At 52.7% G+C, this 25,635-nt stretch carries 17 protein-coding genes; 10 read left to right on the top strand and 7 right to left on the bottom strand.

Translation table 11 applies throughout. The features are described 5' to 3' along the window. Positions 1-36: 36 nt before the first annotated feature. A complete protein-coding gene (locus tag ACFSSA_RS08145; RefSeq protein WP_386819939.1) occupies positions 37-990 on the top strand; it encodes a S1C family serine protease in 954 nt (317 codons plus the stop codon). Positions 991-1,091: 101 nt separating this feature from the next. Here the strand turns inward: ACFSSA_RS08145 and ACFSSA_RS08140 are convergent, their stop codons facing one another. Both ACFSSA_RS08140 and ACFSSA_RS08135 read right to left on the bottom strand, forming a co-directional pair. After that, positions 1,092-1,475, bottom strand: a complete 384-nt coding sequence (locus tag ACFSSA_RS08140; RefSeq protein WP_386819938.1) for a response regulator — start codon at positions 1,473-1,475, stop codon at positions 1,092-1,094. Between the two features lie 48 nt (positions 1,476-1,523). Then, a complete protein-coding gene (locus tag ACFSSA_RS08135) occupies positions 1,524-3,692 on the bottom strand; it encodes a PAS domain-containing protein (protein ID WP_386819937.1) in 2,169 nt (722 codons plus the stop codon). A gap of 220 nt (positions 3,693-3,912) precedes the next feature. Between ACFSSA_RS08135 and ACFSSA_RS08130 the strand changes: the two genes are divergently transcribed. From ACFSSA_RS08130 to ACFSSA_RS08090, 9 genes are all read left to right on the top strand, one after another. Beyond that, positions 3,913-5,586: a sulfatase-like hydrolase/transferase gene (locus tag ACFSSA_RS08130; protein WP_386819936.1), complete on the top strand. Its 1,674-nt coding sequence runs from the start codon at positions 3,913-3,915 to the stop codon at positions 5,584-5,586. Then, positions 5,579-6,679 (top strand): glycoside hydrolase family protein, encoded by a 1,101-nt coding sequence (locus ACFSSA_RS08125; protein WP_386819935.1) that lies wholly within the window; start codon positions 5,579-5,581, stop codon positions 6,677-6,679. The genes ACFSSA_RS08130 and ACFSSA_RS08125 overlap by 8 nt, the downstream gene beginning before the upstream one ends. Positions 6,680-6,783: 104 nt before the next feature. Beyond that, positions 6,784-8,415, top strand: coding sequence for a sulfatase-like hydrolase/transferase (locus ACFSSA_RS08120; RefSeq protein ID WP_386819934.1), 1,632 nt, complete (start codon positions 6,784-6,786; stop codon positions 8,413-8,415). A gap of 143 nt (positions 8,416-8,558) precedes the next feature. Continuing rightward, on the top strand, positions 8,559-9,980 hold the full coding sequence (locus tag ACFSSA_RS08115; RefSeq protein WP_386819933.1) for an arylsulfatase: 1,422 nt from the start codon (positions 8,559-8,561) through the stop codon (positions 9,978-9,980). 190 nt (positions 9,981-10,170) lie between these two features. Continuing rightward, positions 10,171-11,628 (top strand): sulfatase, encoded by a 1,458-nt coding sequence (locus ACFSSA_RS08110; protein WP_386819932.1) that lies wholly within the window; start codon positions 10,171-10,173, stop codon positions 11,626-11,628. A gap of 127 nt (positions 11,629-11,755) precedes the next feature. Then, entirely contained in the window at positions 11,756-12,640 is an 885-nt protein-coding gene (locus ACFSSA_RS08105) for a c-type cytochrome (protein WP_386819931.1), read from the top strand. Next, positions 12,637-14,760 carry a 3-keto-alpha-glucoside-1,2-lyase-like domain-containing protein gene (locus ACFSSA_RS08100; protein ID WP_386819930.1) on the top strand — a complete coding sequence of 708 codons (2,124 nt, stop codon included), beginning with the start codon at positions 12,637-12,639 and terminating at the stop codon, positions 14,758-14,760. Before ACFSSA_RS08105 ends, ACFSSA_RS08100 begins: the two co-directional genes overlap by 4 nt. 26 nt (positions 14,761-14,786) lie before the next feature. Continuing rightward, on the top strand, positions 14,787-16,265 hold the full coding sequence (locus ACFSSA_RS08095; RefSeq protein ID WP_386819929.1) for a sulfatase family protein: 1,479 nt from the start codon (positions 14,787-14,789) through the stop codon (positions 16,263-16,265). An 83-nt stretch (positions 16,266-16,348) separates the two neighbouring features. Next, positions 16,349-18,394 (top strand): ThuA domain-containing protein, encoded by a 2,046-nt coding sequence (locus ACFSSA_RS08090; protein WP_386819928.1) that lies wholly within the window; start codon positions 16,349-16,351, stop codon positions 18,392-18,394. 85 nt (positions 18,395-18,479) lie between these two features. On the opposite strand, the gene ACFSSA_RS08085 is transcribed toward ACFSSA_RS08090, so the two are convergent. From ACFSSA_RS08085 to ACFSSA_RS08065, 5 genes are read right to left on the bottom strand one after another with little or no spacing between them, the layout of a single operon-like run. Continuing rightward, a complete protein-coding gene (locus tag ACFSSA_RS08085; RefSeq protein WP_386819927.1) occupies positions 18,480-19,499 on the bottom strand; it encodes an ABC transporter ATP-binding protein in 1,020 nt (339 codons plus the stop codon). Further along, positions 19,484-20,464, bottom strand: a complete 981-nt coding sequence (locus ACFSSA_RS08080) for an ABC transporter ATP-binding protein (RefSeq protein ID WP_386819926.1) — start codon at positions 20,462-20,464, stop codon at positions 19,484-19,486. Before ACFSSA_RS08080 ends, ACFSSA_RS08085 begins: the two co-directional genes overlap by 16 nt. After that, entirely contained in the window at positions 20,461-22,647 is a 2,187-nt protein-coding gene (locus tag ACFSSA_RS08075; RefSeq protein WP_386819925.1) for an ABC transporter substrate-binding protein, read from the bottom strand. Before ACFSSA_RS08075 ends, ACFSSA_RS08080 begins: the two co-directional genes overlap by 4 nt. Before the next feature lie 17 nt (positions 22,648-22,664). Next, positions 22,665-24,251, bottom strand: a complete 1,587-nt coding sequence (locus ACFSSA_RS08070; protein ID WP_386819924.1) for an ABC transporter permease subunit — start codon at positions 24,249-24,251, stop codon at positions 22,665-22,667. After that, positions 24,248-25,594, bottom strand: coding sequence for an ABC transporter permease subunit (locus tag ACFSSA_RS08065; protein WP_386819923.1), 1,347 nt, complete (start codon positions 25,592-25,594; stop codon positions 24,248-24,250). Before ACFSSA_RS08065 ends, ACFSSA_RS08070 begins: the two co-directional genes overlap by 4 nt. Between the last annotated feature and the right edge of the window lie 41 nt (positions 25,595-25,635).

Below are 25,635 nucleotides of genomic sequence, written 5' to 3'. Positions count from 1 at the left end.
GCAATAACAATACGCTATAAGTATAAAATGAATCATATGAAAATTAAATTCACCATCATTTCCGCAAGCGGTATCATTGGCGGATTAAGCATCTGCCCTTTCAATGTGGTGCAAGCTATCGAGCCAGCACCGGAAAGCACGCAACCACCAGCCATTCTTCGCGAGAAATTCGAGGCGAAGGCAGTCCGTCCCAACGAGCAGGTCCCGTTTATCGGTCTCGCCACAGCCACTCTGCCAAGCATGGTGGCGGATCATTTGAACTTGGAAAGCGATGCCGGCGTAATCATCCGCACGATCTGCCCGAATAGTCCGGCTCAGAAAGCAGGACTTTTCATCAACGATATCATTCTCAACATCGACGGAGCGGAGATCAATAGTCCTGAAACACTCAGCTCAATCGTCCGCGGGCATAAAACCGGGGATCGTCTTTCCATAGATCTCATCCATAAAGGAAAACCGGCAAAAGTCGAAGTGACGATTGGCAACCGCCCTGCGGATCATGTCGCCCAGCTGAATCAGGAGCCCTTGCTTGAAGGACTTCCCAAAGCCCATGCAGATCGTCTCCGCGGTCTTATCGAGCAAAATCTGGAGGCCTTTGGAGCCGGTAACGCAAGTGCTTTCAGTGATCCCCAACTCCAGAATACCTTCCGGATGATGCGTGAGCAGATGAATCACTCGCTGGAAGAGGCAGTGCCTCCAATTCTACAGGACAAGAAAGGAGGGATCAGCTTCCAGCAGAGCTCCACCGTCCGGATGATGGACAACAATGGCTCGATCGAAATCAAATCCAATGGTGACGTTTCCGAGGTCACCGTCCGGGATACTGACAACAAAATCGTATGGTCAGGGCCATGGAATACGGAAGAGGATAAGCTGGCGGCGCCGGAAGATATCCGGAGCCGCATCGACAAAGTCAAATCCGGAACAGGTGGCGGCCTCAACCTCCGCTTCCGGAAGCTGGACTCAAAGCCTGATGTGCTCGAAAACTAATTTATAAAATTCCAGGGAGGCAAAGATACACCCGCGTATGGTTTCATTACCATCGCGGGTGTATCGATTTTGCGGGAGCCGAACCAACGAAAAATTTGAACTCAGCGATGACCTAGCTGGGTTTTCACAGCATTGATGATGACCTCCAGGTCCGAGGTCTTACTCACGAAGGGTAATCCGCCCTTCATCTGCAGTTCGCCCGGGTTGGTCGGATCCTCCTCGACCAATGCAGTCAGCATCAGGACCGGTATGGCTGCCAGTGCGGAATCACCTTTCAAGGCGCTCACCACGTCTCCCCCGTCCATCCGCGGCATCACCAGATCAATGATACAGATGTCTGGCTTAAAGGTCCGGGCGGTTTCCAACGCCTTTGTCGGATCGTTGATCTGGCGCACGACGTAGCCGGACTCTTCAAGGTTCGCGGCAAGTAGCTCGGTGAAGTCCACCTCATCATCTATCAGCAGGATTTTTGTAGAAATATTCATATACTCCATCTTTGTCATTTATGTGAATTCATCAAGGAATTAAGAGGGCTAATTCGCGACTCTCAGCGATAATACCGCCATCGCTCCCTTGCCATCCGGACGGTTCATCAAAACCAGATCTCCGCCGTGAAGCTCTGCGATTTTGCGCGATACAGTCAGGCCTAGTCCGGTTCCCTTTCCGGTAGCTTTCGTAGTGAAAAACGGATCAAAAAGTTTTCCCAAAACCTCTTCGGGAATTCCCTTCCCGGAATCCTCCACAATGATCTTAACGAAGCGGTCGCCTTTTCGCATTCTTTCCCTCAATCTGGATCCTTCATCATGGATCACATTGTCCATACTGATGAGTTCTGTGGTGATTTTCAGGTCTCCACCTTCGTCCATGGAGTGCATCGCGTTGATAAAAAGATTTACTAGGACTTGTTCAACTTTCGTCTGATCACCCTCCACATCCGGCAACGTTTCATCCGCCTCAAATGAAACGCTGATTCCGCTCTTGGTAAGCTGGTATTCGATGAGCTCCAGGGCATCCGTGACGAGCAAGTTCGGGCTGATCGGGTGCATTTCCAAACGTCGGTCGGATGAGTAATCCACCAGCCCGCGCACAATTTTCTTTGCGCGGTCGATACCCCGTTTCATCCGCTCAATGGTTTCGCGCGCTTTCTCATCATCCTCGGGCATCCTCCTTGCCAGCAGCTCCAGGCCCATCCCGATCATGGCCAAAGGATTTTTCACCTCGTGCGCTACCCCGGCCGCCAGCCTGCCCACCGATTCCATTTTCTCTGCCTGAATTAGCTGCTCGTGTGCGCGGGTGAGATTTTCATGGGTCTGCATCAGCTCCTGATTGAGCTCCTGCAATGCCTGCTCTGCCTTTTTCCGCTCTGTGATATCTGTGGAAATGCCACCGACGGCATAGATCTGACCATCAAGATCCCGCATTGGAAATTTCACGGAGACGTAGGCACGCTCGCCATCGGCAAGTTTGAGAACTTCGTCAAACTGAACCGGTTCACCCCGCTCGAAGACTAGAGCGTCATTTTTTTGCAAGCGCCTTACGATATCCTCGTTCCCGAGTATTTCGATATCGGTTTTGCCCACGACTTCTTCCGCTTTCAGGTTGAAAAGTTCCTCGTAGCGGCGATTCACCATCAGATAGTGACCGGTTTCCGATTTCGCATACATCGGCGAAGGGCTGTTATCAACGATCTCCTGCATCCTATGCTCCGTCTGTTTCACCGCCTCCCGCGCACGCTCCTGTTCAGTCACATCCCGATTTATTCCAAGTATCCCCGATACGTTTCCTGCGCGATCCCTCACCGGCACTTTTGTCGTGGAGAGATGGCGCACCTCGCCTTGGAGGTTTTTCACCATCCGGATGGGATTGACCACCGTGACGCCTTCTTTCATGAGCTGTAGATCCTCTTCCAGAAACCCTCTCGCTTCTTCCTCAGGGAAAAAATCATACGGTGTCATACCGGCTACTTTCTGCGGATCCTCCACGCCCACCATATCGGCCAGCGCACGATTGACCACAAGGTAGCGCCCCTCCGCATCCCGGATATAGATACTGTCCGGAATGCTATCCAGAAGCGTGCGCAAAGTGTTGCGCTCCATCTCCAAGCTTTGCTGGGTGCGGATCAGTTCCGTCACATCGCTGGATATCCCGAAAGTTCCAAGAATACGCCCGTCCTTATCGCGGAAAGGCAGTTTCGAGCTCAAGACCCAGCCTTCATCTCCATTGGGGAAAGTCTCTTTTTCGATGTATTTTTCGATCCCCTCCCCCCGCTCGATAATCCTGATCTCATCCTCCCTCGCCGCACCGGCGTGCTCGGGCCCAAAGTAGTCGGAATCCGTTTTGCCGATCATATCTTTCGCCGATTCCGCCCCAAGAGCCTCCACCATCGAATGGTTTACCTGAAGGAAGCGCGATTCCCGGTCCTTGAAGTAAATATTCGAGGGAACGTAATCCATCAGCGCTGTGAAATACCGATCCAGATCGTCCCGCTGTCTCAGCGCACGTCTGAGCTTTTGCCGACATTCAAATAATTCCAACCTCGTGGATCCGGAGCCGCCCACCATCAGCATCAAGACAATCAGACCCAGGGCCATTGAGATCCATTTTAGCCATTGGGGGACATCCTGCGCAACGGCGAGAACGACCAGAATAATGGCGATGGTCGCTCCCATCAGGGCAAAGGTGCGTTCTTTTGCGATAAACATCCCTCCATTAAATCAAAAGAATGCACGCTGGCTAGATCTTTCCCGGATGAGGCGTCCGGCTCCACGATAAAATAATTGTCATCAAACCACAAAAATAACGGCAGGATGTATCGAGCTACGAAATAGGGATAAACCCGGCGGGAAAATTCACGAAGGCTCCCAGGCTTTCGCAAAAAACCGGATGCTCCCGCTACCTCGTTCTGATTCTTGGAAACTATCTATGAAATTCAACAATACACCGTTAACCCCCGGCCGCATGGCGCTTCTATTTGCCAGCCTGACGTTTGGCGCAGCCATCGCTGCGGAAAGGCCAAACATCATTATGCTCTTCGCCGATGATATCAGCGCCCGGGAAATCCCCGCCTACGGCTCCTCCACATGGTCAAATCCCGATAGCGAGGACAGCAACGACCTCCAATACCGGGCGGTCACGCCAGCTCTCGACCAGCTCGCGAAAGAGGGCTGCCTGATCAAAAACGCCTGGGGCGCGACGGTATGCTCTCCCAGCCGCGCGATGATGATGACCGGGCGCTACGCCCATATCCACAAGTGGTGGCACAACGGAGACATCGGAAAGACGAAGACAAAGAACGGGAAATTCACCCAGTGGACGCTCTATGATAGCAGTCCGCTACAGATCGGCCACATTGCGCAACAAGCTGGGTATGGCACCTATTGGGCGGGGAAAACCCAAATGCCCGGCGATCTTACCAAATACGGCTTTGACGAAGGTTGTTTCACACCAGGCAATCTGGAAGACACGGACAACCCTTTCACTGATTTCAAAATGTATGAGAAAAAAGTGGATGGGAAAAAGCTCCTCTTCAACTCGGATACCGATAAGCAGATCGATAGCTACAAACAACATGGATGGTATTGGGCGCCACACGTCCGCCTGATGAACCGCGAGGGGAAAGAAACCTTCAGCTGGTGGCCGGACGACGAGGAATCGAAGAAAAACTTCGGTCTCAATACCTACGGCCCGGATGTCGAGCTGGACTTCATTTTCGAATACATGGAGCGCCAGCGGAAGGAAGACAAACCCTTTTTCATCTACCACACCAGCCACCTCGGACACGATGCCTTCGACTGGTTTTTCCCGGAAATCAATACCAAATGGCCCGGCGCACCTATCGTGAAATGGGACGGTGAAAAATACACCCGCACCGAGCCAAACGTCACTGGTGACAATGGCGTCTATGACACCCACGATAGCATCACGGGACCCGGCATTCATAACCATGTCAATTATCTGGACTATCAGGTATGGCTCTACCGCAATAAGCTACGCGAGTTAGGAATCGAGGATAATACCGTATTCATCTTCTGTGCGGACAACGGCACCAGCGGCTACGGAAAAGCAAGTCCGGAGAAACAAAAGGGCACCCATATCCCGATGATCATTTATGCTCCCGGGATGGTGAAACACGGCCCACAGGACGTATTGGCCAACCTTTCGGACTTTCTCCCGACGATCGCAGACCTCGTGGGGGTAAAAATCCCGGACGACTACGAAATCAATGGTGAGAGCCTCGTCCCTTTCCTTTTCACCGACAAGCCGACTCACCGCGATTGGATCTACGCATATCGTGGCGATCAGCAGCTGATCCGCGGCACAAAGGTCATGAAAGACGGCTACGACAAATGGTTCGATGTATCCAAGGAGCCGGCGGATCTCATCAGTTTCCCCGAGATCAAGGATTGGAACAGCGTGGGCGAAACCCACAGGGCGGAACGTGAAATGTTGGAAAAAATCCTCCCGAAATTCGATGTTTATGAGGAAGCCCATGACGCTCCGGGAGTGATCGTCCCGCCAGAACTAAATCTCACAAAAGCCCAGAAAAACGCCAAAAACAAAAAGCCAAACCAAAAGAAGAATAAGAAAAATGACTAATTTCCGAAAATCCATTCTCGCCCTAGCGCTCGCTTGCACCTCCCTGCATGCGGAAACGATCGACTACAAGATTGAGCTCGGAAAAGCCCCGATGACCGCAAAATTCGTCAGCGACGAAATGAGCATCTGGGGAGGTTCCCTGACCAAAGGGGAAGATGGAAAATACCATCTATTCTACTCACGCTGGCCGAAAAATTTAGGCTGGTCCTGGGTTACCGATTCCGAGATAGCGCACGCGGTTGCAGACAGTCCCTATGGTCCGTTCAAATTTCAGGACGTGGCACTCCCTCGTCGCGGGAAAGAATTCTGGGATGGCTGGTGCACCCACAACCCGACGATTCACAAATTCAACGGGAAATATTACCTCTACTACATGGGCAATACCGGCGATGGCGTTGTCACCGGAACCCCCGGCAAGGAGAAGCTGAATTTTGTCCACCGCAACAACCAACGCATCGGCGTGGCCGTGGCGGACAGCCCGAATGGACCATGGAAGCGTTTTGACAAACCTTTGATCGATGTGGATCCGGACAAAACTGGCGATGATTCGCTCGTTACTTCCAATCCCTCCATCACCCAACGTCCCGATGGCGGTTTTCTCATGGTTTACAAAGGCGTTGGCCAGGAGGATCCTCTGCCGAGCGGTGGCCCGGTCGTCCACTGCATCGCAGCCTCTGATAGCCCGACAGGACCTTTCGTAAAACACGACGAGCCCACCTTTTTGGTTCCCGGAGAACGTTTCCCCGCGGAGGATCCCTACATCTGGTATGCGGATGGGAAATACCGCGCCATTGTCAAACGCATCGAAACCCCGGACACCGGCGGCCGCTTTTTCTCACTCGTTCACTACGATTCCGAGGACGGCTACGAGTGGACCAAAGGGAAACACTTCGAGGTATCCGGCCTGAAGATCAACTGGGAAAACGGAGAGACACAGGAAGTCGCCCATCTCGAGCGGCCCCAGGTCTACATTGAAGACGGCGTGCCAATCACTCTTCTCTGCGCCTCTGATACACGCGATGAAAACAATGTCCGCCACTCCTTCAACGTTCAAATCCCGCTCAAGATCACAAAAGAAACCAACGAGGACTGATCCCCGCACTTCCCAGTGGGAATCCTGAAAAACACCCCCGAAATCCTCAACGGGCGAATTCAATGAATTCGCCCGTTTTTTCCCTCAAACCTTCGAAATTCGTCATGAAAAAGATTATCACACTTCTCCTTGCGGCCCATTGCGCGACCGCCCACGCGAAGCCACCCGAAAAACCCAATATCATCCTCATTTACGCAGATGATATAAGCGCCCGCGAGTTGCCCGTTTATGGGTCGTCCGTTTGGACAGATCCCTCGGGACACGATACTTCGGATCCAAAATATCGAGCTGAAACGCCGGTTCTTGATAAGCTTGCCGAGAAGGGCTGCTGGATCACCAATGCTTGGGCGGCAACCGTATGCTCCCCGAGTCGCGCCATGATGATGACAGGCCGCTACGCACATCTCCACAAATGGTGGCACAATGGCGATCTGGGAATGACGATGACAAAAAGCGGGAAGCTCAATACTTGGCCGCTTTACGAAAGCTCGCCCCTTCTCATCGGCCACGTTGCGCAAAATGCCGGATATAACACCTACTGGGCCGGGAAGACCCAGATGAAAAACAGCGATCTCACCAAGTTCGGATTCGACGAAGGAGTGTTCAGCCCCGGTGAAGAAGGCAACAAGGAAAGCCCGTATTCCGACTTCCAGATCATCGCCAAAAAAATCGACGGAAAGCAAGTCATGATCGATAGGTCCACTGGCAAGGAAGGTGGTCTCTATCCTGGCTCCAGCTACTTCTGGAAACCATTCGTCAGCCTGATGAATTTCCCGGGCGAGAAATCAGCGATGACATGGTGGCCGAATACTCCGGAAACCCGGAAAGACTTCGGGGTGAACACCTACGCTCCGGATGTGGAGCTCGATTATATCTTCGAGTTCATGGAGCGGAAAAAATCCACGGGCAAACCATTTTTCATCTACCACACCTCCCATTTGGGTCATGGATACTACGATTGGTTTAATCCTGATTTCAAGAGCTGGCCGGGAACTCCGAAGGTGAAATGGGATGGTAAAAAGTATATCCGCACGGAGCCCACAATCACAAAAACAGCTGATGGTTATGATACCAGCTCCATTACCGAGCAAGGCATTCACCACCACATCAACTACCTCGATTACCAAGTCTGGCTCTATCAGAACAAGCTGGAGGAAATGGGAATTGCAGAAAACACCGTCCTCATTTTCTGTGCGGACAATGGCACCAGTGGCTATGGTAAAAGCAGTAAAGACAGACAAAAGGGCTGCCACGTTCCCTTCATTATCTACGCGCCGGGGATGACAAAACACGGCAAACAGGACGTGCTTCTGAACCTGACCGATCTGCTCCCGACCATTGCAGACCTCGGCGGCTACAGCTTGCCGAAGGGTTACGAAATCAACGGAGAGAGCATGGTTCCTTTCCTCTACACAGATAAGCCGGACCTTCGGGATTGGGTCTACGCATACAATGGAGCATCCCAGCTCATCCGTGGAAAAAAGGTGCTTAAGGACGGGAACGAAAAATGGTGGGACGTGGACAACATACCCGAAGACCTCATTTCCTTTGATGAGATCAAAGACTGGAACAGCGTATCTGAGACACATCGCTCGGAGCGCGATAAACTCGAAAAAATCCTCCCGGACTTCGACCTACATGAGAAGGAGCATGATGATCCGAACCTGCCCGAAGCCGCGAAGAAGCCGTCCGACAAAAAGAAGAAAAAGCAACCGAAACCCAAAAAGCACAATTGAGCGGCTTCCCAGACGCGCTTTGGATATTTTTGTAGAATCAGGGATATTCGGGAAACAGAAAGAATTCGACGGTGCTTTTCTGAACGATTCGCCACCGTCATCGCGTATATATCGATCTTTTCCGAATCCTTGAAAAAATCCAAATGCTCCCAAGAAGATTGTCCTTTCTCACCTGCATTGCCTTTGCCGTCACCATGGGCAATGCGATCGCAGCCGAAACCACTCTTAAGCCAAATGTCATCTATATACTCGCGGATGATTTAGGCATTGGGGACCTCGGCTGCTACGGGCAGGAAAAGCTCAAAACACCGAATATCGATCGCATTGCCGCACAGGGCATGCGTTTTACGGATCACTATTCTGGAAATACTGTCTGCTCTCCATCGAGAGCAGTTCTGATGACAGGTCAGCACCCCGGACATGTTCACTGCCGGGGAAATGGAGTGGAGAATAACTTCGCGCTGGATCAGACAATGACCACTTTGCCGCGGCTTTTTAAAAATGCAGGTTACAACACTGGAGCTTTTGGAAAATGGGGACTGGGGCAGACGGATATGGAAGGTGCGCCCAATCCTCTCTCTCACGGCTTCGACCACTTTTCCGGGTGGAAAACCCAGTCGATAGCACACACCTATTACCCCACGAGTATCATCCGTGATGGCGAGGAAATCCCCTTGGAGCCTGGCACTTACATTCATGATTTACTCATGAATGATGCCACGGATTTCATCAAATCCAGCGTAGCATCCGGCGAGCCGTTTTTCTGTTATATTCCGACTGCCATCCCGCACGCAGCCATGCATGCACCGAAGGAACTGCACGAGAAGTGGAGAAAAATTTATCCAGAATTCGATAAAACAATCGGCACCTATGGAGCGGGCAAAGGAGAAACGACGCCCGATGTTCAAAACCCGATCGCCGGATTTGCAGCGATGATCGAGCACCTCGATAACCAGATCGGCGGGATACTCGATATGCTCGATGAAATAGGGATCGCCGGGAATACCATCGTCATGTTCTCAAGCGACAACGGAGCCCATCACGAAGGTGGACACAATCCGGAATTCTGGAACTCGAATGGAGATTTCCGTGGAATCAAGCGCGATCTATATGAAGGCGGGATACGCACTCCGTTTCTTATCACTTGGCCTGCAAGGATTCCGGCCGGAAGCCTTTCGGATCATCTCAGCGCGTTTCAGGATGTATTGCCAACCATGGCGGAAATCACCGGGGAACCGACACCTGATCAGACCGACGGTATTTCCTTTCTACCAACACTCACCGGGCGGCCGCACGCACAGAAGAAACACGAAGCGCTTTACTTCGAGTTTATCCATGGAAATGCCAGTCCATATAGCTCACGTGCTTTGCGGATGGGTGATTGGAAGGTCGTGGAACGCTCCAAAGGTCGTAAAGAGCCGCGCCAGATCCTACCTATCGAGCTATACAACCTGAAGGAAGATATTGGCGAAACCGATGATATCGCGGCGAAAAATCCGGAGCTCGTTGAGCGCATGAGAAAACTCATGGACGCAGCACACGTCGATATTAGGAACAAACCATAGGCTCCCGAGACGAAAATCCTCTGATATGGTGCTAAAAAAACTGACTACGTTCATTTTGCTTGCTGGCTCGCAGTTACTTCCTGCCGCTGACTGAACTCCACCACGGCTATTTACCGAACCTTAAATGATCGATATATATTTCTCACAATCCAATGAAAAGGCGCATACCGCCAAACCCAACTAAATCATTATGATCAAACGTCTTACAACATTACTTTTGCTGGCAGGTGCCCAGTTACTCTCCGCCGCTAGCGAGAAACCAAATATCGTGTTTCTCCTTGTTGATGATCTCGGCCGCGGTGACTTCGGCTGCTACGGTGCGCAATTCTATGAAACGCCGAATATCGATAAGCTCGCCGCAGAGGGCATGCTTTTCACAAATGCCTACGCTGCCTGCACAGTCTGCTCCCCAAGTCGCGCGGCGATTTTAACCGGCTGCTATCCGGCGCGGACACATCTTACAGACTGGATCACCGGGCATGACCACCCCTTCGCGAAACTGTCCGTTCCGGATTGGAACATGAGAATCGATCATGAGCGTGTTGTCCTACCTGAAGCCTTGAAAGCAGGCGGTTACGACACCGCATTCTTCGGAAAATGGCATCTCATGCCAAACGGCCAGGCTGATGAACAAGAACACTATCCTACCGATCACGGCTTCGATCTCAATATCGGCGGCCGTGAATGGGGCCAGCCGAAAGGGCCGGGAAAATACTTTTCTCCCTTCGATATGCCGAACCTCGATGATGGCAAACCTGGTGACTTTCTTACCGACAAACTTACCGACGCTGCCATTAAATTCCTCGATAACACCAAGCGGGATAATCCATTCCTGCTCTACTTTTCCTATTACACACTGCACGGCCCAATCATGGCTCCGCCCGCCTATGTGGAAAAATATAAGGAAAAGGCGAAAGGCTTCGATAACGCCAAAGATGAACTACTTGACCCCGCTCGTGCCGGGATGGTGGAAATTCTCGACAACAGTATCGGTCGCATCGTCTCTAAACTCGAGGAACTGGGCATTGCGGAGAACACGATCATCATCCTCACAGGAGACAATGGTGGCGATAACCCGAAAACCAGCGGCGGTTTCCGCGATTTCAAGGGATTCTCCCACGAAGGTGGTGTGCGCGAGCCATTTCTTGTGAAATGGCCTGCAAAAATCAAGTCCAGCTCCAAATCTGACGCGACTGTCATCGGAATGGATATTTACCCGACTTTGCTCGATGCCGCTGGAATGGATTTGCTCCCAGAGGAACACAAGGACGGCATCAGCATTCTGCCGGTATTGGAAGATGGCTCTGCCAAGCTAGAGCGCGATTCCGTCTTCTGGCACTATCCGCATTACCATCGCACCAAGCCCTACGGTGCCATCCGCCACGGAGATCTGAAACTCATCGAATTTTTTGAGACCGGCGAGCTAGAGCTCTACGATCTCAGCTCGGATCCTGCGGAGAAGAATAACCTGGCAAAGTCCCAACCGGAAAAGGCGGCAGCCCTCTTGGCCGAGCTCCGGGAATGGAGAAAATCTGTTGGTGCCCAGATGATGACAGAAAACCCGGATTACGATCCGGAACGGGAAGAGCACACAAGAAAAGGAGACAAGATCAGTCCCGGGCCCAGAAGAGGCGCAAAGAAATTCTAGGCCTTCTCATCGCCATGAGCTGCAAGGTGGTTCCGCTCACACCGGAATCACCTTTTTTTAGCAGGAAAATCCCATCCGCAATTTAACTGCAATTTCATCGCCAAAGCATACATTTCCTACCTGATATATGAGACATTCTAATTTTCTGCGACTGGCAGCGCTCTGCTCGCCATGGATGGTTTCTCTCTCCGCCAGAGCGGAAGATAATGCCGCCGGCAAAGCAGCGTATGAGATCAATTGTATGGCCTGCCACCAGCTGGACAGCATTCTGGTCGGTCCTTCGCTCGTTTACATTTCAAAACATTATCCTGAGGGCAAGCTCGCTGAGTTCCTCGCGTGGGCGAAAACGCCGGGGAAGAAAAACCCGAAGATGATCGAAATGCCGTCCATGAGCCATGTTCCCGATGAGACACTGGCACAGATCCACGAATACATATTGGAAGCCTCCAAAGGGAAAGTGGAGAAAAAGGGAAGAAACCAGTTCAAACGCTTCAAAGAACCGAAGCGCAAGCTCCCATATGTCTTCCATACCTACCTCCCGGATACCAGCCCCGCGTCGGTCTCCGTCGTCCTCCCGGGAAATATCTCCATTTGCTGGGATACCGAGATCTGCCATATCAGATATGCTTGGGAAGGCTCCCAAACAGGCACCGCAGCCGGCCGCTATGAGCGAAAGATCGAGGCCGAGCCGTTTTTCAAAATTTCATCGGATCGGCTTTTTTCCTTCGGTGAAGATCAGCCGATTGAATACCTCGGTTACCGGCTCATTGAGGGCTATCCGGAATTTCAATACAAACTGGGAGAGACGGAAGTCCACGAGTTGATCCGGAAAAGCGGCAAGGACAATGCCTGGACCAGCACGTTCACTCTGACGAAGGCTCCGCAGGATTTCACCTTGAATCTTTCCAATACCGGCTCTGCCAAAATTACATCGGATCAGGGCAAATTGGATGGAGACCGCCTAAGCCTATCCGGCACTGAAACATTCACTCTAACATTTTCCCAACCATGAGACTCGGACTCACCACATTTTTTCTATCCCTGCTTACCTCATCCCTGATCAGCCGTGCCGATGATTGGTCGAAATACTACACCATCGAGCCGGTCAAAGTTCCCGAAACCGTGGACGCGCAGTTGGGCGGACTCACGACACTTCCCGATGGCCGCCTTGCCGCGACCTTTGAAACAGGTGAAGTGAGTATTTATAATCCGAACACCAAAACCTGGAAACTCTTCGCTCAAGGGTTGCAATGTCCGCTCGGCCTATTGGGGGAAGAGGACGGCTCCATCCTCGTCATGCAATGGACAGAACTCACCCGGCTAACGGATACCGATGGAGATGGCGTAGCGGATCTTTATCGCACAGTCTTCAACAACTTCGGTGTCTCCGGGAACTACCATGAGTTCGCCTACGGACCGGCGCGCGACAAGGAGGGTAACCTCTATGTGTCTCTGAACGTCGCATCAAACAATGGCCCTATCGGAAAAAATATCCGTGGCCCCTTCACACCCATCGGGGTCTCCCGGGAGATCCTCACCAGACTCGGGGAAGAAGAAATCAAAGCGAAGTATAAAAACGATGCCGGACGGATGTACTCCAGAGTCGCCTACCGTGGCTGCGTCATAAAGATCACACCGGATGGAAAATCAGAACCTTTTGCCTACGGCTTCCGCTCACCGGACGGGATCGGCGTCGATGACCAAAACCGCCTTTGGGCGACCGATAATCAGGGCGACTGGCGTGGCACAAGCCCGCTCTATCATGTGGAAGAAGGAAAATTCTACGGACATCCGGCATCTTTGGTATGGAAAAAAGATTGGGATGGCCGCAATCCCCTCGATATTTCCGTCGAAGAGCTCGAGAGCATGAGAACTCCCGCAGCCGGACTTTTCCCGCACGGGGAACTTGCCAACTCCCCCACCGAACCCATCAGCACAATCGATCCCAGCCTGTTCGGCCTCCCGAAAGGCGAACTGCTCATTGGCGAAATGAACCAGCCAACGCTAATCCGTTTTCTCCCCGAAGAAGTCGATGGCACATTGCAAGGCACGATGATTCCGTTTCTGTTCACCACGGATCTTGGAATCGGCAACCACCGCCTTACCTTCACGGAAGACGGCTCGCTGTGGATCGGGAAAACGCATCTAGGCTGGGCTGGTGCGGAAGGCCTGGCGCGCGTGAAATGGAAGGGCGATCAGACCTTCCTAGCGGACAAAGTTCAGCTTCTTGAAAACGGTTTTGAAATCCACTTCAACCATCCGTTGGGCGAGGAGATGCCGACTCTTGCCGTCAGCCGCCATACCTACCTTTATCACAAGGACTATGGTTCACCGAAAATCGATCTCAAAGACGTCTCGATCGATAATGTGGAGATCTCCGGGGACCGCCGCACCATCCGCCTGACACTTCCGGAGATCGAGCCCCGTCATCTCTACACCATCGAGCTCGGTGGCGCGGCAGACTCGAAAGGCAACCCGCTCATGGGCAAAATCCTCCGTTACAATGTCGTCAAGAACATCCCTGGAGCCAAAGATTCTGCCGGGGAGGTATCCGCCGTGGTTCCGGAAGGATTCACAGACCTTTTGGCCAAAGGAGATCTTTCCGACTGGTATGCGGGCAATAAGAACAAATGGACGCTGAAGAATGGGGTAGTCTCCCGCGGCACGGAAAAAACCGGAAGCTTGCTCACCAAAAGGAAGTATAAACACTTCGAGCTACGTTTTGACTGGAGAATCTCGGAAGGGGGCAACAGCGGCGTCATTTACCGCGCACAGAAGGGCAGAGGCATCGAATACCAGGTGCTGGATGATGAGCGTCACGTGCGTGGCAAAGAGCCGCTTTCTTCATCCGCCGCGCTCTATGATATTATCCCGCCTGCCGCCGACAAACCCTACAATCCTGCCGGTGAGTGGAATTCCGGCCGCATTGTTTCCAACGGAAACCATATCGAGCACTGGCTCAATGGCATGAAAGTTTTGGAAATCGAAATTGGTAGTAATGAATGGGACGAGGCTTTCAGGAAAAGCAAATACAGCAAAATCGAAAATTATGCCGGAGAAGCCAGTTCCATCCAGTTCCAAGACCACGGCGCGGATGTTTCCTATCGTAATATCCTGATTCGTGAGTTTTAATTACTACGAAATCACGATATACAAAAATGCGTCACTCCAGATTTTCCCTGCTTAAGTTCCTTACTCCCGCTCTAGCTCTTTGTGTTTCGGCGGCTCCTGTCCTTGCCGGGACCCAGGAGCGCCCAAATGTGGTCTGGATCATCTCCGATGATCTGGGGCCAGAGCTTGGATGCTGGGGCTATCCCGGCGTTTCCACGCCAAATATCGACAGATTGGCCAGGGAAGGCACCCGCTACACACAAGCGTTCTCATCAGCTCCAGTATGTTCCGCGTCACGCACCGCGTTCCAGACCGGTCAGTATCAGACAACCGTGGGCGGTCACCATCATGAGACCCACGATAAGCCAGTGCTCACCGATGAAACGCCAACGGTTGTCGGACTAATGCGTGAGGCCGGCTACTTCACCAGCAACGGAGATGGCACAAAGGAATCCATCGGGAAAAAATGGGCCAAATCCCATTTCAATTTCGTCTACAAGGATGAAACCTTTTTCGATGGTCAGGATTGGTCACAGCGTGCGGAAGGTCAGCCATTTTTCGCACAGGTGCAGATCAAGGAACCTCACCGGGATTTCGTCGAAAATACGAAGAAGCGCCCATTGTCCCCAATTCCTCCCTACTACCCGGAACACCCGGTGACCCGTGCGGATTGGGATAACTATCTCGCCTCGATCGAGGTGCTGGACCGCCACGTTGGAGAGGTGCTGGACCGGCTCGATGCGGAAGGCCTTACGGATGATACCTTGGTCTTCTTCTTCGGGGATCATGGCCGCCCGCATGTCAGGGATAAACAATGGCTCTATGAAGGGGGATTACACACACCGATGATCGCCCGCTGGCCAGGAAAAGTTCCTGCCGGGGTGACGACGGATCATTTCGCATCTTTATTGGATCTCATGCCAACCACGCTTGTAGCTGCCGGAGCAAAACTCCCTGAGCTGCCCGGGAAAAATCTTTTTGCCCCGGATTGGAAGGGACATGAAAAGATATTTGCCGCCCGTGACCGCTGTGGTGACGCTGTGGATCGCATCCGCTCGGTAAGAAATTCGCGTTTCAAATACATCCGGAACTATCATCCCGAGAAGTCATACATGCAGCTCAGCAGTTACAAAAAACTCCAGTATCCGGTCGATACCCTCATGCGGATCCTGCATGCGGAGGGGAAATGGGATGGCCCGTTCATGGCGGAAACCCGTCCTGTCGATGAGCTCTACGATCTCAAAAATGATCCGTATGAACTGAACAACCTGGCAGCGAACCCTGACTACGCGAAACAGCTCAAAGAACTTAGCTCCGCTGTGGACGAGTGGATTGTCGATACGGGAGACAAAGGCGAAATTGAAGAAAGCCTGACGGTTGATCTACCCGCTTTATTCGAGAGCAAACGCATCAGCTACTACGAGGGCACCATGAAAAAACGCGGCTTGGATCCTGCGATTTCAGATAAAGACTATCTTGACTGGTGGCAGAAAGAACTTCACCTCGACCCGGCAAAAGCAAGGTAATCCAGCTTTCCACACGGCCCTGCGCCCTCGCGCAATCGCGGGCAGCACCCGCGATTCCAGCCATTTTTCACAAATTCCAGGACATGTTAAAACAAGGCATCACACTCACAATTCTGTTCTCCATGGTGATCTCCGCGTTAGCGGCGGATCCTCATGTGTTGTCCTTCAAAGGCACGGACGGACCGGGAAATGGAAAAAAAATCGTATTGCTCTCAGGTGATGAAGAATACCGCACGGAAGAGAGCCTTCCCATGCTCGCAAAGATTTTTTCCCGGCGTCACGGTTTCGATACCTCCGTGGTTTTTTCATGGGATGAGAGCGGACGATATATCGACCCGAACAATCAGCACGGCATACGGGGACTAGCCGCCTTGGGGGATGCGGATCTACTGATCGTCGGCACTCGTTTCCGCAATCTTTCCGAACACGAAGCCAAACAACTTAGTAACTATCTAAATGCCGGGAAGCCGGTGATAGGGATCCGCACATCCACCCACGCGTTCCGCGGCAAAGGAAAATTCGGCGAAAACCTTCCCTACGATGCGTTCGGCCTGAAAATCCTGGGAGAAAAATGGGCAGGTCATCATGGTGCACACAAGAAACAAGGAACCCGCAGCGTGGTGGAGACCGCAAATGCGGGCCATCCGATACTCAGCGGAGTGGAGGAAATCACCGGGCCGACGGACGTATATGGAGTAGCCAACCTTACCCCGGCCGACACCATTCTTCTCCGCGGAGCGGTCACCGAGACCCTGGAGCCGGATTCGAAACCCGTTTCCGGGAAAGCGAATGAGCCAATGATGCCTATCGCCTGGCTACATACCTACACCTCTCCGGACAACACGACAAAAGGCAATTCCTTCTGCACAACCATGGGCGCATCGATTGATTTTGCCGATCCGGACCTGCGGCGCTTGATCGTGAATGCCGCTTACCATCTTACCGGACTCAAGGTTCCGGCCGATGCAGCCGTGGAGCCAGTGGATCCCTACTATCCGGCCTTTTATGGATTTTTCAAAGGACAGGATCATTGGAAAAATCAAAACCTGACGACCGAGAGCTTTGCCCTAGGCAGCTCGCCCACAATTCCGGATCCGGAGCCTAGCCCGGCGCTGAAGCATCGGCCGCGCCCGGATCTCAAGGAATACAATTTCCAGTCTTTGTTGAGTCCGGTTCCACCAACCGCCAAATTTTATGATCCCGAATACGAGATCTGGGGAGGCTCCGCGGTCAAGGGAGACGACGGAAAATATCACATGTTTTACTCCCGCTGGCTGCGAAAACTCACCCACGAGGCATGGGTAACCCACTCGGAAATCGCCCATGCTGTCAGCGACACACCCTTTGGGCCATGGAAACATAGCGATGTATCACTCCCTCCCCGCGGCGGCAAATTCTGGGACGCAAATTGCACCCATAACCCGACAATCATGCGTGCGGAAGGAAGATACTACCTTTACTACATGGGAAACCGGGGTGACGGCACCTACTGGGATCACCGGAACAATCAATGCATTGGCGTGGCAGTGGCGGATTCCCCCTTCGGTCCGTGGACCCGATTTGACGAGCCTGTCATCAACATCAGTGAAGCCCCGGATGCGCTGATGATCGCCAATCCCACAGTTATCCCGCGCCCGGAAGGAGGCTATCTGATGATCTATAAGGCGGCATCCCTGAAAGGCGAGTTACCGAAGGGCGGCCCGGTCATTCACCTGGTTGCCACGGCCGACACCCCGGCTGGACCCTTCAAAAAGACCTACAAGGAAGTTTTCGGCAAGGAGGGCGTTCATTTCCCGGCGGAGGATCCATACATGTGGTATGCGGGGGATCGTTACTGGGCGATCGTCAAAGACTTCCAGGGAAACTTCACGAAAAAAGGCACGTCTCTGGCGTTGTTCGAATCAAAAGATGGTTTTACCTGGAAAACAGCAAAACATCCCTTCGTCAGCAGTTTGGAAATCCACTGGAAGGACCAAGGCGTGCAGAAGGTATCCGCCTTGGAGCGTCCCCAGCTGCTTGTCGAAAACGGGGTTCCAATCGCTCTATTCTGCGCTGCGGCAGAAAACAAGGAACGCGTCGGCACCTTCAACGTGCAGATACCTCTCAAGGCCTCCGGAACAGACAGATAGTTCCTGCAATCTTTCCCTACGATAACGGCGGGAACATCCGGGATCGGCACCGGAGAAGCCTGCGTTGCCATGGCGGACCGCGAGCTTATCCTTGTATTCTTTCCCAGTCCGCGGTTTCCAAACAGCATGGGTCCGCCGCGACCCAATGTCCGGGATCAATCTCGCGCAGCGAAAGGTCCATCCCGATGGTTTCCTTATAGCGTGGATGGTCGATACGATGCCCAAAGGCACTTCCTGCGGGAGGATCGATTGGGGAAGGAACATCCCCCTCCAGAAGAATTTTCTCTCGCTTTACCCTCGGATCCGCGATGGGAACGGCCGACAGCAATGCTTTTGTATAAGCGTGCTTGGGATTGCGATAAATCGTCTCGGAATCTGCAAGCTCCACGATCTTCCCCAGATACATGACTGCTACACGATCGCTCACATGCTTCACGACAGATAGATCGTGGGCAATGAAAAGATAGGAAAGCTGGAACTCCTTTTGAAGATCCACAAGTAGATTGAGAATTTGAGATTGGACGGAAACGTCCAATGCGGAGACGGGCTCGTCGCATACCAGCCACTTCGGCTTCAAAGCCAACGCGCGCGCGATCCCGATCCGTTGTCTTTGTCCTCCTGAAAATTCAAATGGATAGCGCTCCGCGGCTGTCTTGGAAAGCCCAACGGTATCGAGTAAATCATCCACCCACTTTTTTCTTTCCGTGCGATTACCCAGCTTGTGAATACGGAAAGGCTCCTCCACTAGCGAGCGCACATTCATCCTCGGATCCAGGGATTCTGCGGGATCCTGGAAAATCATTTGGAAATCCCGACGCAATGGCCGGAGCGAACGCTGGCCGATGTGCGTGATATCCCTGCCCTCGAAAGTGATTTTACCGGCCGTGGGCACGAGCAAACGGACCAAAGATTTCCCGAGGGTCGACTTTCCGCAGCCGGACTCTCCGACAAGACCCAGGGTCTCCCCCACACCCAGTTCGAGTGACACGCCATCCACAGCCTTCACCGCACCGGTCTGCCGCAGCAGCAAACCGCTCCGCACAGGAAAGTGCACCTGTAAATCTTCAGCTTTCAACATTGGTAAATCACTCACAGGTTGGAACATTCCTTACATATTTCCAGCCAGTGCCCCGGCTGCACTTCTTTGAACTTGGGGCGCTCTCGGCTGATGGCAGTCACCCTCCCCATACGTTGGCAGAAACGGCATCCGTGGGTGTATTCTCCCAATCCGGCAACGGTTCCGGGGATCGTCTGCAAGACTGACTTGGGAACGGTATCAAGAGTAGGAATCGACCTCAGAAGCGCACGCGTGTAGGCATGCAACGGATCGGCGAACAGTTCTTCCACCGGCGCACTTTCCACAACCCTGCCGCCATACATGACCACAACTTCGTCACAGGTCTCGGCAATGACGCCCAGATCGTGCGTGATCAGCATCAGAGACATTCCCATGTCACTTTGCAAATTGCCCAGAAGATCAAGAATCTGTGCCTGAACGGTGACATCGAGAGCGGTTGTCGGCTCATCGGCAATCACAAGATCCGGGCGACAAGCAAGAGCCAGCGCGATGACAATCCGCTGCCTCATCCCCCCGGAAAGATGGTGCGGATAATCCATCATGCGCTTTTCAGGCGCGGGGATTTTCAGCAGCTGAAGCATCTCCGTAGAGGCATCCCATGCATCCTTTTTGCTCATCTTTTTGTGTATCCGGAAAACCTCGGACACTTGTCGGCCGATCCGGTGCACGGGGTTGAGGGCAGCCATCGGCTCTTGGAAAATCACACCGATTTCTCCACCGCGGACCTGCCGCATCCGCTTTGCGGGAGCATGCAGGAGATCTTCTCCTTTGAAATGAATTTCGCCGCCGAGGACTTTTCCGGAAGGATGGGGCAAAAGACCCACGATCGACATCGCCGTCACACTTTTCCCGCAGCCGGACTCACCCACAATGCCGACAGTTTTGCCGTAGGGAATCTTGAAGGAGACCTGATCGACAGCCCGCAGCAATCCTCGCTCGGTTTCGAAGGAAGTGATCAACCGATCCACTTCCAGCACGTATTGGTCACTCATTGCTCCACCTCCTCTTGTATAGTTTCTCCGGGAGTCCCTTGTTCATCGGACTCTGGAACCGGCTGTCCGGAACTCGCACCATCCTCGGAATCACCTTCCTCCGCAGCCTCGATAAGTTCACTGGGATAGCGATAGTCATCAACAATCTTGTTCACCTCAGGGAAGGTTTTACCACTGCGTTTCGCATCCATGGTTTCTTGTTGGATCTCTTCGTCAATCCAATGAACAGAAGCCTCAAGAGGCTCATAGACCACTGGGGGGGCGAAGCGTGTTTCCTCACAGTCCGGCCAGCGGACCCAACGCCAACAACCCAGCCTCACAAAATCGACAGTGTAAGCGGGAACGAATATCGCCTCGTCATGCATGATATGCTGAAGCTTGAAGGCGGCATCCCGCAGTTCCTCCTCAGTTCTCGCAGCGCGAACTTTCTCCGATAAAACATCAGTATCCTCACGTCCCCAAACGAACAGATTGTTTGTCTGTGTTTTAAGATTCCCCCGTTCATCGCGTGCATTCGATGAATGCAGAAACTGATAAAAATCCGGGACGGGAGGAGTGATTACCCATGCGGCAAAAGTCATTTCGTGCTGCTTCTGCATGACTTTCTTATATTCCACAGTCGGCTCCAGTGAATCCAGACGGAGGTCCAACCCACATGCTTTCGCCTCCTCTCTGAGGATTGCCAGCATTCTCTCATAAATCGGAATTGCCGGATAAGTCAGCGATATAGAGAGCTTTGTGCCATTGGGGCGCTGCAGGATTCCGTTCCGATCCGTTTGCGTAAAACCCGCGTTTCTAAAAGCAGTCCGGGCTTTTGAAATCGAAAACTGGCGCGCCTTGATCGTAGGATCACTGAAAAGTAGGTAACCTTGATTGAAGGCATCCAGCCGCGTATAATCGCCGCGATAAATGACATCGATGATTTTCTGCCAATTCATCGCATGTTGGATACCAATGCGGATTTCTTTCTCATCCAACAACGGCTTGCTGACATTCAGATAAAGCCCACGTGGGAGGGCCGGGTATTGATTATAAAAGGTATAGCGCTCGATGTATCCTCTGAAGACAGGGTCAATCTCCGATTTCTCATACCAGTATTCCGGGCGTGTGATATAGAAGGTATCGAGCTCCCCGGCTCGAAATAACTCGAAGGATTTCGACTCATCTCGGACGACGATATGAACGATCTTATCCGGATTGAAACGATACTTGTAGTATTTCTTATCCTTCGCCCACCAGTTCTTCACCCGCGTCTGCGTGACGGAGACACCCTTCACGATATCCTCTTCCTTCACTTCATAGGCACCCGTTGTAGGAGGAAATTTCCACTGGTATCGCTCCACAAAATCCGGGCCGTAATCATTGTAGAAATCGGGCTCGGAGGGAGAAAAACCGCCTGCCTTGGCAGGAGCATAAATTTCCGCCTCCGGAATAGAGACAGATAGCGTTAACTCATCGTAAACCACCATCGCCGCAAGATTCTCACGGTAGTATTGCTTCGCGTAGGAATTGACGATGTCATCCGAGATACGGATATAGCTACCGAAGAGAAAATCCCTGGCCCGGACAGGTTTTCCGTTTGAGTAAGTCGCAGTCTCATCCAGGCGGAAATAGACCGTCCGCCCATCTTCGGAAACTGCCCATTCCTTGGCCAACCCAGGGATCATTTCCATCGATTTCGGATGCAGTGTGACGAGGGGCATATCGATATCGTCATAGATGGCACTGCGGAAGCTGTTGTTTGAATTGTCGCCGAAGGGTCGCAAAGTGGGCGGAAATGATGGAATAGATGTCCGGAAAACTCCTCCCTTTTTTGCTCGCGGATCACCTATTTCTTCTTTATCCGCACCGTTTTCCCATACCAGACCAGCAGGAATCTCCTCGGGAGTGCCGAACCGGAAGTAGTCTCCCAGCCCAAGCCGGAAATCCAATTTCTCCTGCTCACGTTTCAGATTGATCAAATGACGCTCAATCGCCTCGCTCTCCTCACCCTCGGTCGTCAGCATCTTCCGCTCAGCTTCCTGGACAGCAGCGGTGTTCTCCGCCTTTTCTTCCTCTAGCCAGTTTTTGATATAGCTGTTGTAACGGGGAATAAAATCCTCAAAGCCCGAGACTCGCAGCCCGGATTCTTCATCGCGATGGCAGGAACCGAGCGCGAGAAACGCCACGGCCAGTAGGAACATGGAAAGATAATTTCGCATCAACGGTAGTAACTGTATTTTTTCGGGTCAAACGCCTCACGCACAGCCTCACCGATAAAGGTGATAAGAACCAGCTGCCCAACCAGAACAAAGAAGGTGGAAGAAACCAGCCAAGGTGCTGAGAGATTTGAAAGTCCATCATTCAATAACCGCCCCCATGTCGCATATTCCGGGGGCAGCCCGAAGCCGAGATAGTCCAATGCGGTTAGCGACAAAATCAACGAGGAGATCGTGAACGGCACGAGCGTTACAATGATTGCCACGGTATTGGGCAGCAGATGCCGGAAAATAATGCGTGGCGTGCCTGCGCCCAACACCCGGGCTGCGGAAATATAATCACGCTCCTTGTCACGATAGGCCGCGGTTCGCATGAGATAGGTAATCCCCATCCACCCAAAGACAATTAGAATGCTAAGAATCACCGGTAGCCCTTTGAATTGCTCTGGCACCATGCTCGAAAAGATAATCACCACGAACAGGAAGGGCATATTCGAGAAAATTTCGATCAGTCGCTGCATCACAAGATCAAACCACCCCCCCAGATAACCCATCAGCATCCCGAGGGTGATGCCAATGGCATAAACAATCGGCAGGAAAATGAGCGCGGCTTTGAAATTGATCTGTAAGCCCCCATATAAATAAGCCAGCACATCGTAACCCTGCGAAGTCGTTCCCAAAAGATTTCGCTCCTCTGGAATCGGCGGGGCAGGATGATATTTTACCGCCCGCAACTCTCCGCTTGGGATGGCCAGGAAATCCTCCACCGCCCCCTCTCCCGTATACTTTTCCTTAACTTTCTTACCTTTGTAATATTCAGCACTGTAAACCCGCTCGCCTTCGGTATCCCAGCCATCCACAGGCCCGCTGAGCAAGCCATCCCGCAGGGTGTAACGCAGGTGGAATCTCGCATCCTCCAGATCATAATATTGCGCGGCCAGGCCGAAGTAGGCTTTCCGACTCCCGGACTCATGGTAGACCCCTTCACGCTTCACCAAGGACTTCGAGCGCGGCTTCAACGTGTCATTCGTGGCTCCAAACGGGATCAGCGGCATGATCACCCTCCCGTGGGTCAGATGTTTTTCCTTTTTCAGATCAATCTTCAGCTTGCGGTAATTGACGGGAGCATCCGCCCGCTCGCCTTCAATGCCAAAATCGGATCCCTTGAACGGTTTAGGAGTGAACGCCGGGAAGCTCCACTCGCCTTTATAGCGCACTGCCAGCGCTTCCTTACCGACAATCACCTGATCCAAAGCAGCCAGGCCGACGAGGCAATAGAGTATAATCAATGAATAATAGCCCCGTTTGATCTCTTTGAAACGTTGGATCCGGCGAACGCTGACAGGATCCGGCGGCCCACCAAAAAATGATTTTACAATCGTCACCAATCCAATGCCGATCAGAATTGCCGAGCTCAGCCAGCCGAACCAAAGGACCGTCCCACTTTCCCCTTTCCACCGTAGCAGCGGCACCTCGCGGCTCGTCTCGAAAAACCAACGGGCTGTTGGAAAATCGATACCACGCAGCTCCCCAAGGACCGCAAGCAGTCCGAGTATGAACATGACCAATCCTATCGTTCGTTTGCTCATTTAAACTTAATTCTTGGGTCGACCATTGCCACGATGATGTCGGAAATGAGATTCCCCATCAGCATCAGAAACGCTGCGATGGTAAGAGTCCCCATGATCACAGGGACATCGCGGGCAATGACAGCCTGGAACTGAAGCAGGCCAAAGCCCTGAATATCGAAAACCGTCTCCACCAGCATCGATCCACTGATGAAAATCTCCACAAGTGCACCAGCGCTGGTCGCCACGGGAATCATGGAGTTCCGGAATGCGTGGCCGAAAACCGCCTTCTTGAAGCCCACACCTTTTGCCACTGCCGTCCGGACATAATCGGCGGCCAGCTGATCCATCAGATTATTTTTGGTCAGCATGGTCAGCATCGCGAAAGAACCAACCAGGTAGCAGAGCAAAGGTAAAACCGTATGATGGGCCAGATCTTTCACCTGATCCCACGGGGCCATATCGCCGAAGTCCGGGCTAGTGAACCCAAACAGCGGAAACCAATTCATCCGCGCTCCCAGGTGCACCAGCAAGATCGCTCCGAGGGCGAAACCCGGAATGGAATACCCGACGAATATCAGCACCGAGCTGGCGCTATCTATGAAGGTGCGGTGCTTCAAAGCCTTCAAAACACCCAGCGGCAGACAGACGGAATACGTAAGGATCGCCGTAAGCAGCCCGAAGTAGACGGCCACCGGCACCCGCTCGACGATCATACTCCAGACAGGATCATTATAAACATTGGATCGCCCCAGATCGCCCTGAAGAAGCCCGCTGAAATGGGTGCGATAGGCAACCGCCCGAGCCGGATATGAGGGTAGATCCGCGCCATCGGCGTTCCGGCGCTGGAAACGTTTTTGCCGCATTTCCTCATTCTCGTATCGTAGCTTCCAGCCATCCGCGGCGATGTCCTTGCCACTGCTTTTATAGGATGCTGATACAATCTGATCTCCCTCTTTCTTCACCCGCACCACGCGGCCATCGCCCCGTAGCACCAAAATCGCCGTATTCTCCGGATCCGCCTCGCTTCCGCCAATGGCATCATCACCGCGCGCGCCGAATTCACCTTTGGAAATTCTGACCTCCCGCGGAGCAAGGCCGAGCCATTGCAAGTAGGCGACCGGCATTGATTTATCGAGCCCGTATTGCTCTTCCAGCTCTTCCATCTGCTCCTCACTGAGGCCGCCGCTCGCCTCATTGGAAGCCTTTTTTCCACCGCCTCCATCAGCACTTCCGGCCGCTTGCTGAAGCATCCGGTCCATCGGCCCACCCGGGACAAACCGGGTGATCGCGAAGACAAGGAAAGTAATCCCAAGCAATGTGGGAGGGATCAGCAGGAATCTTCTTAGGAAATAACTTTTCACGCGGCGGAGCCTAGAGTTTCACCCGTCTGGTCGAGTTGGCA

The sequence above is a fragment of the Luteolibacter algae genome (assembly GCF_042683045.1).
GTDB classification, from domain to species: domain Bacteria; phylum Verrucomicrobiota; class Verrucomicrobiia; order Verrucomicrobiales; family Akkermansiaceae; genus Luteolibacter; species Luteolibacter algae.
Note: the sequence above shows the minus strand (reverse complement) of the source record. Positions and strands in the feature narration are given on the sequence as shown.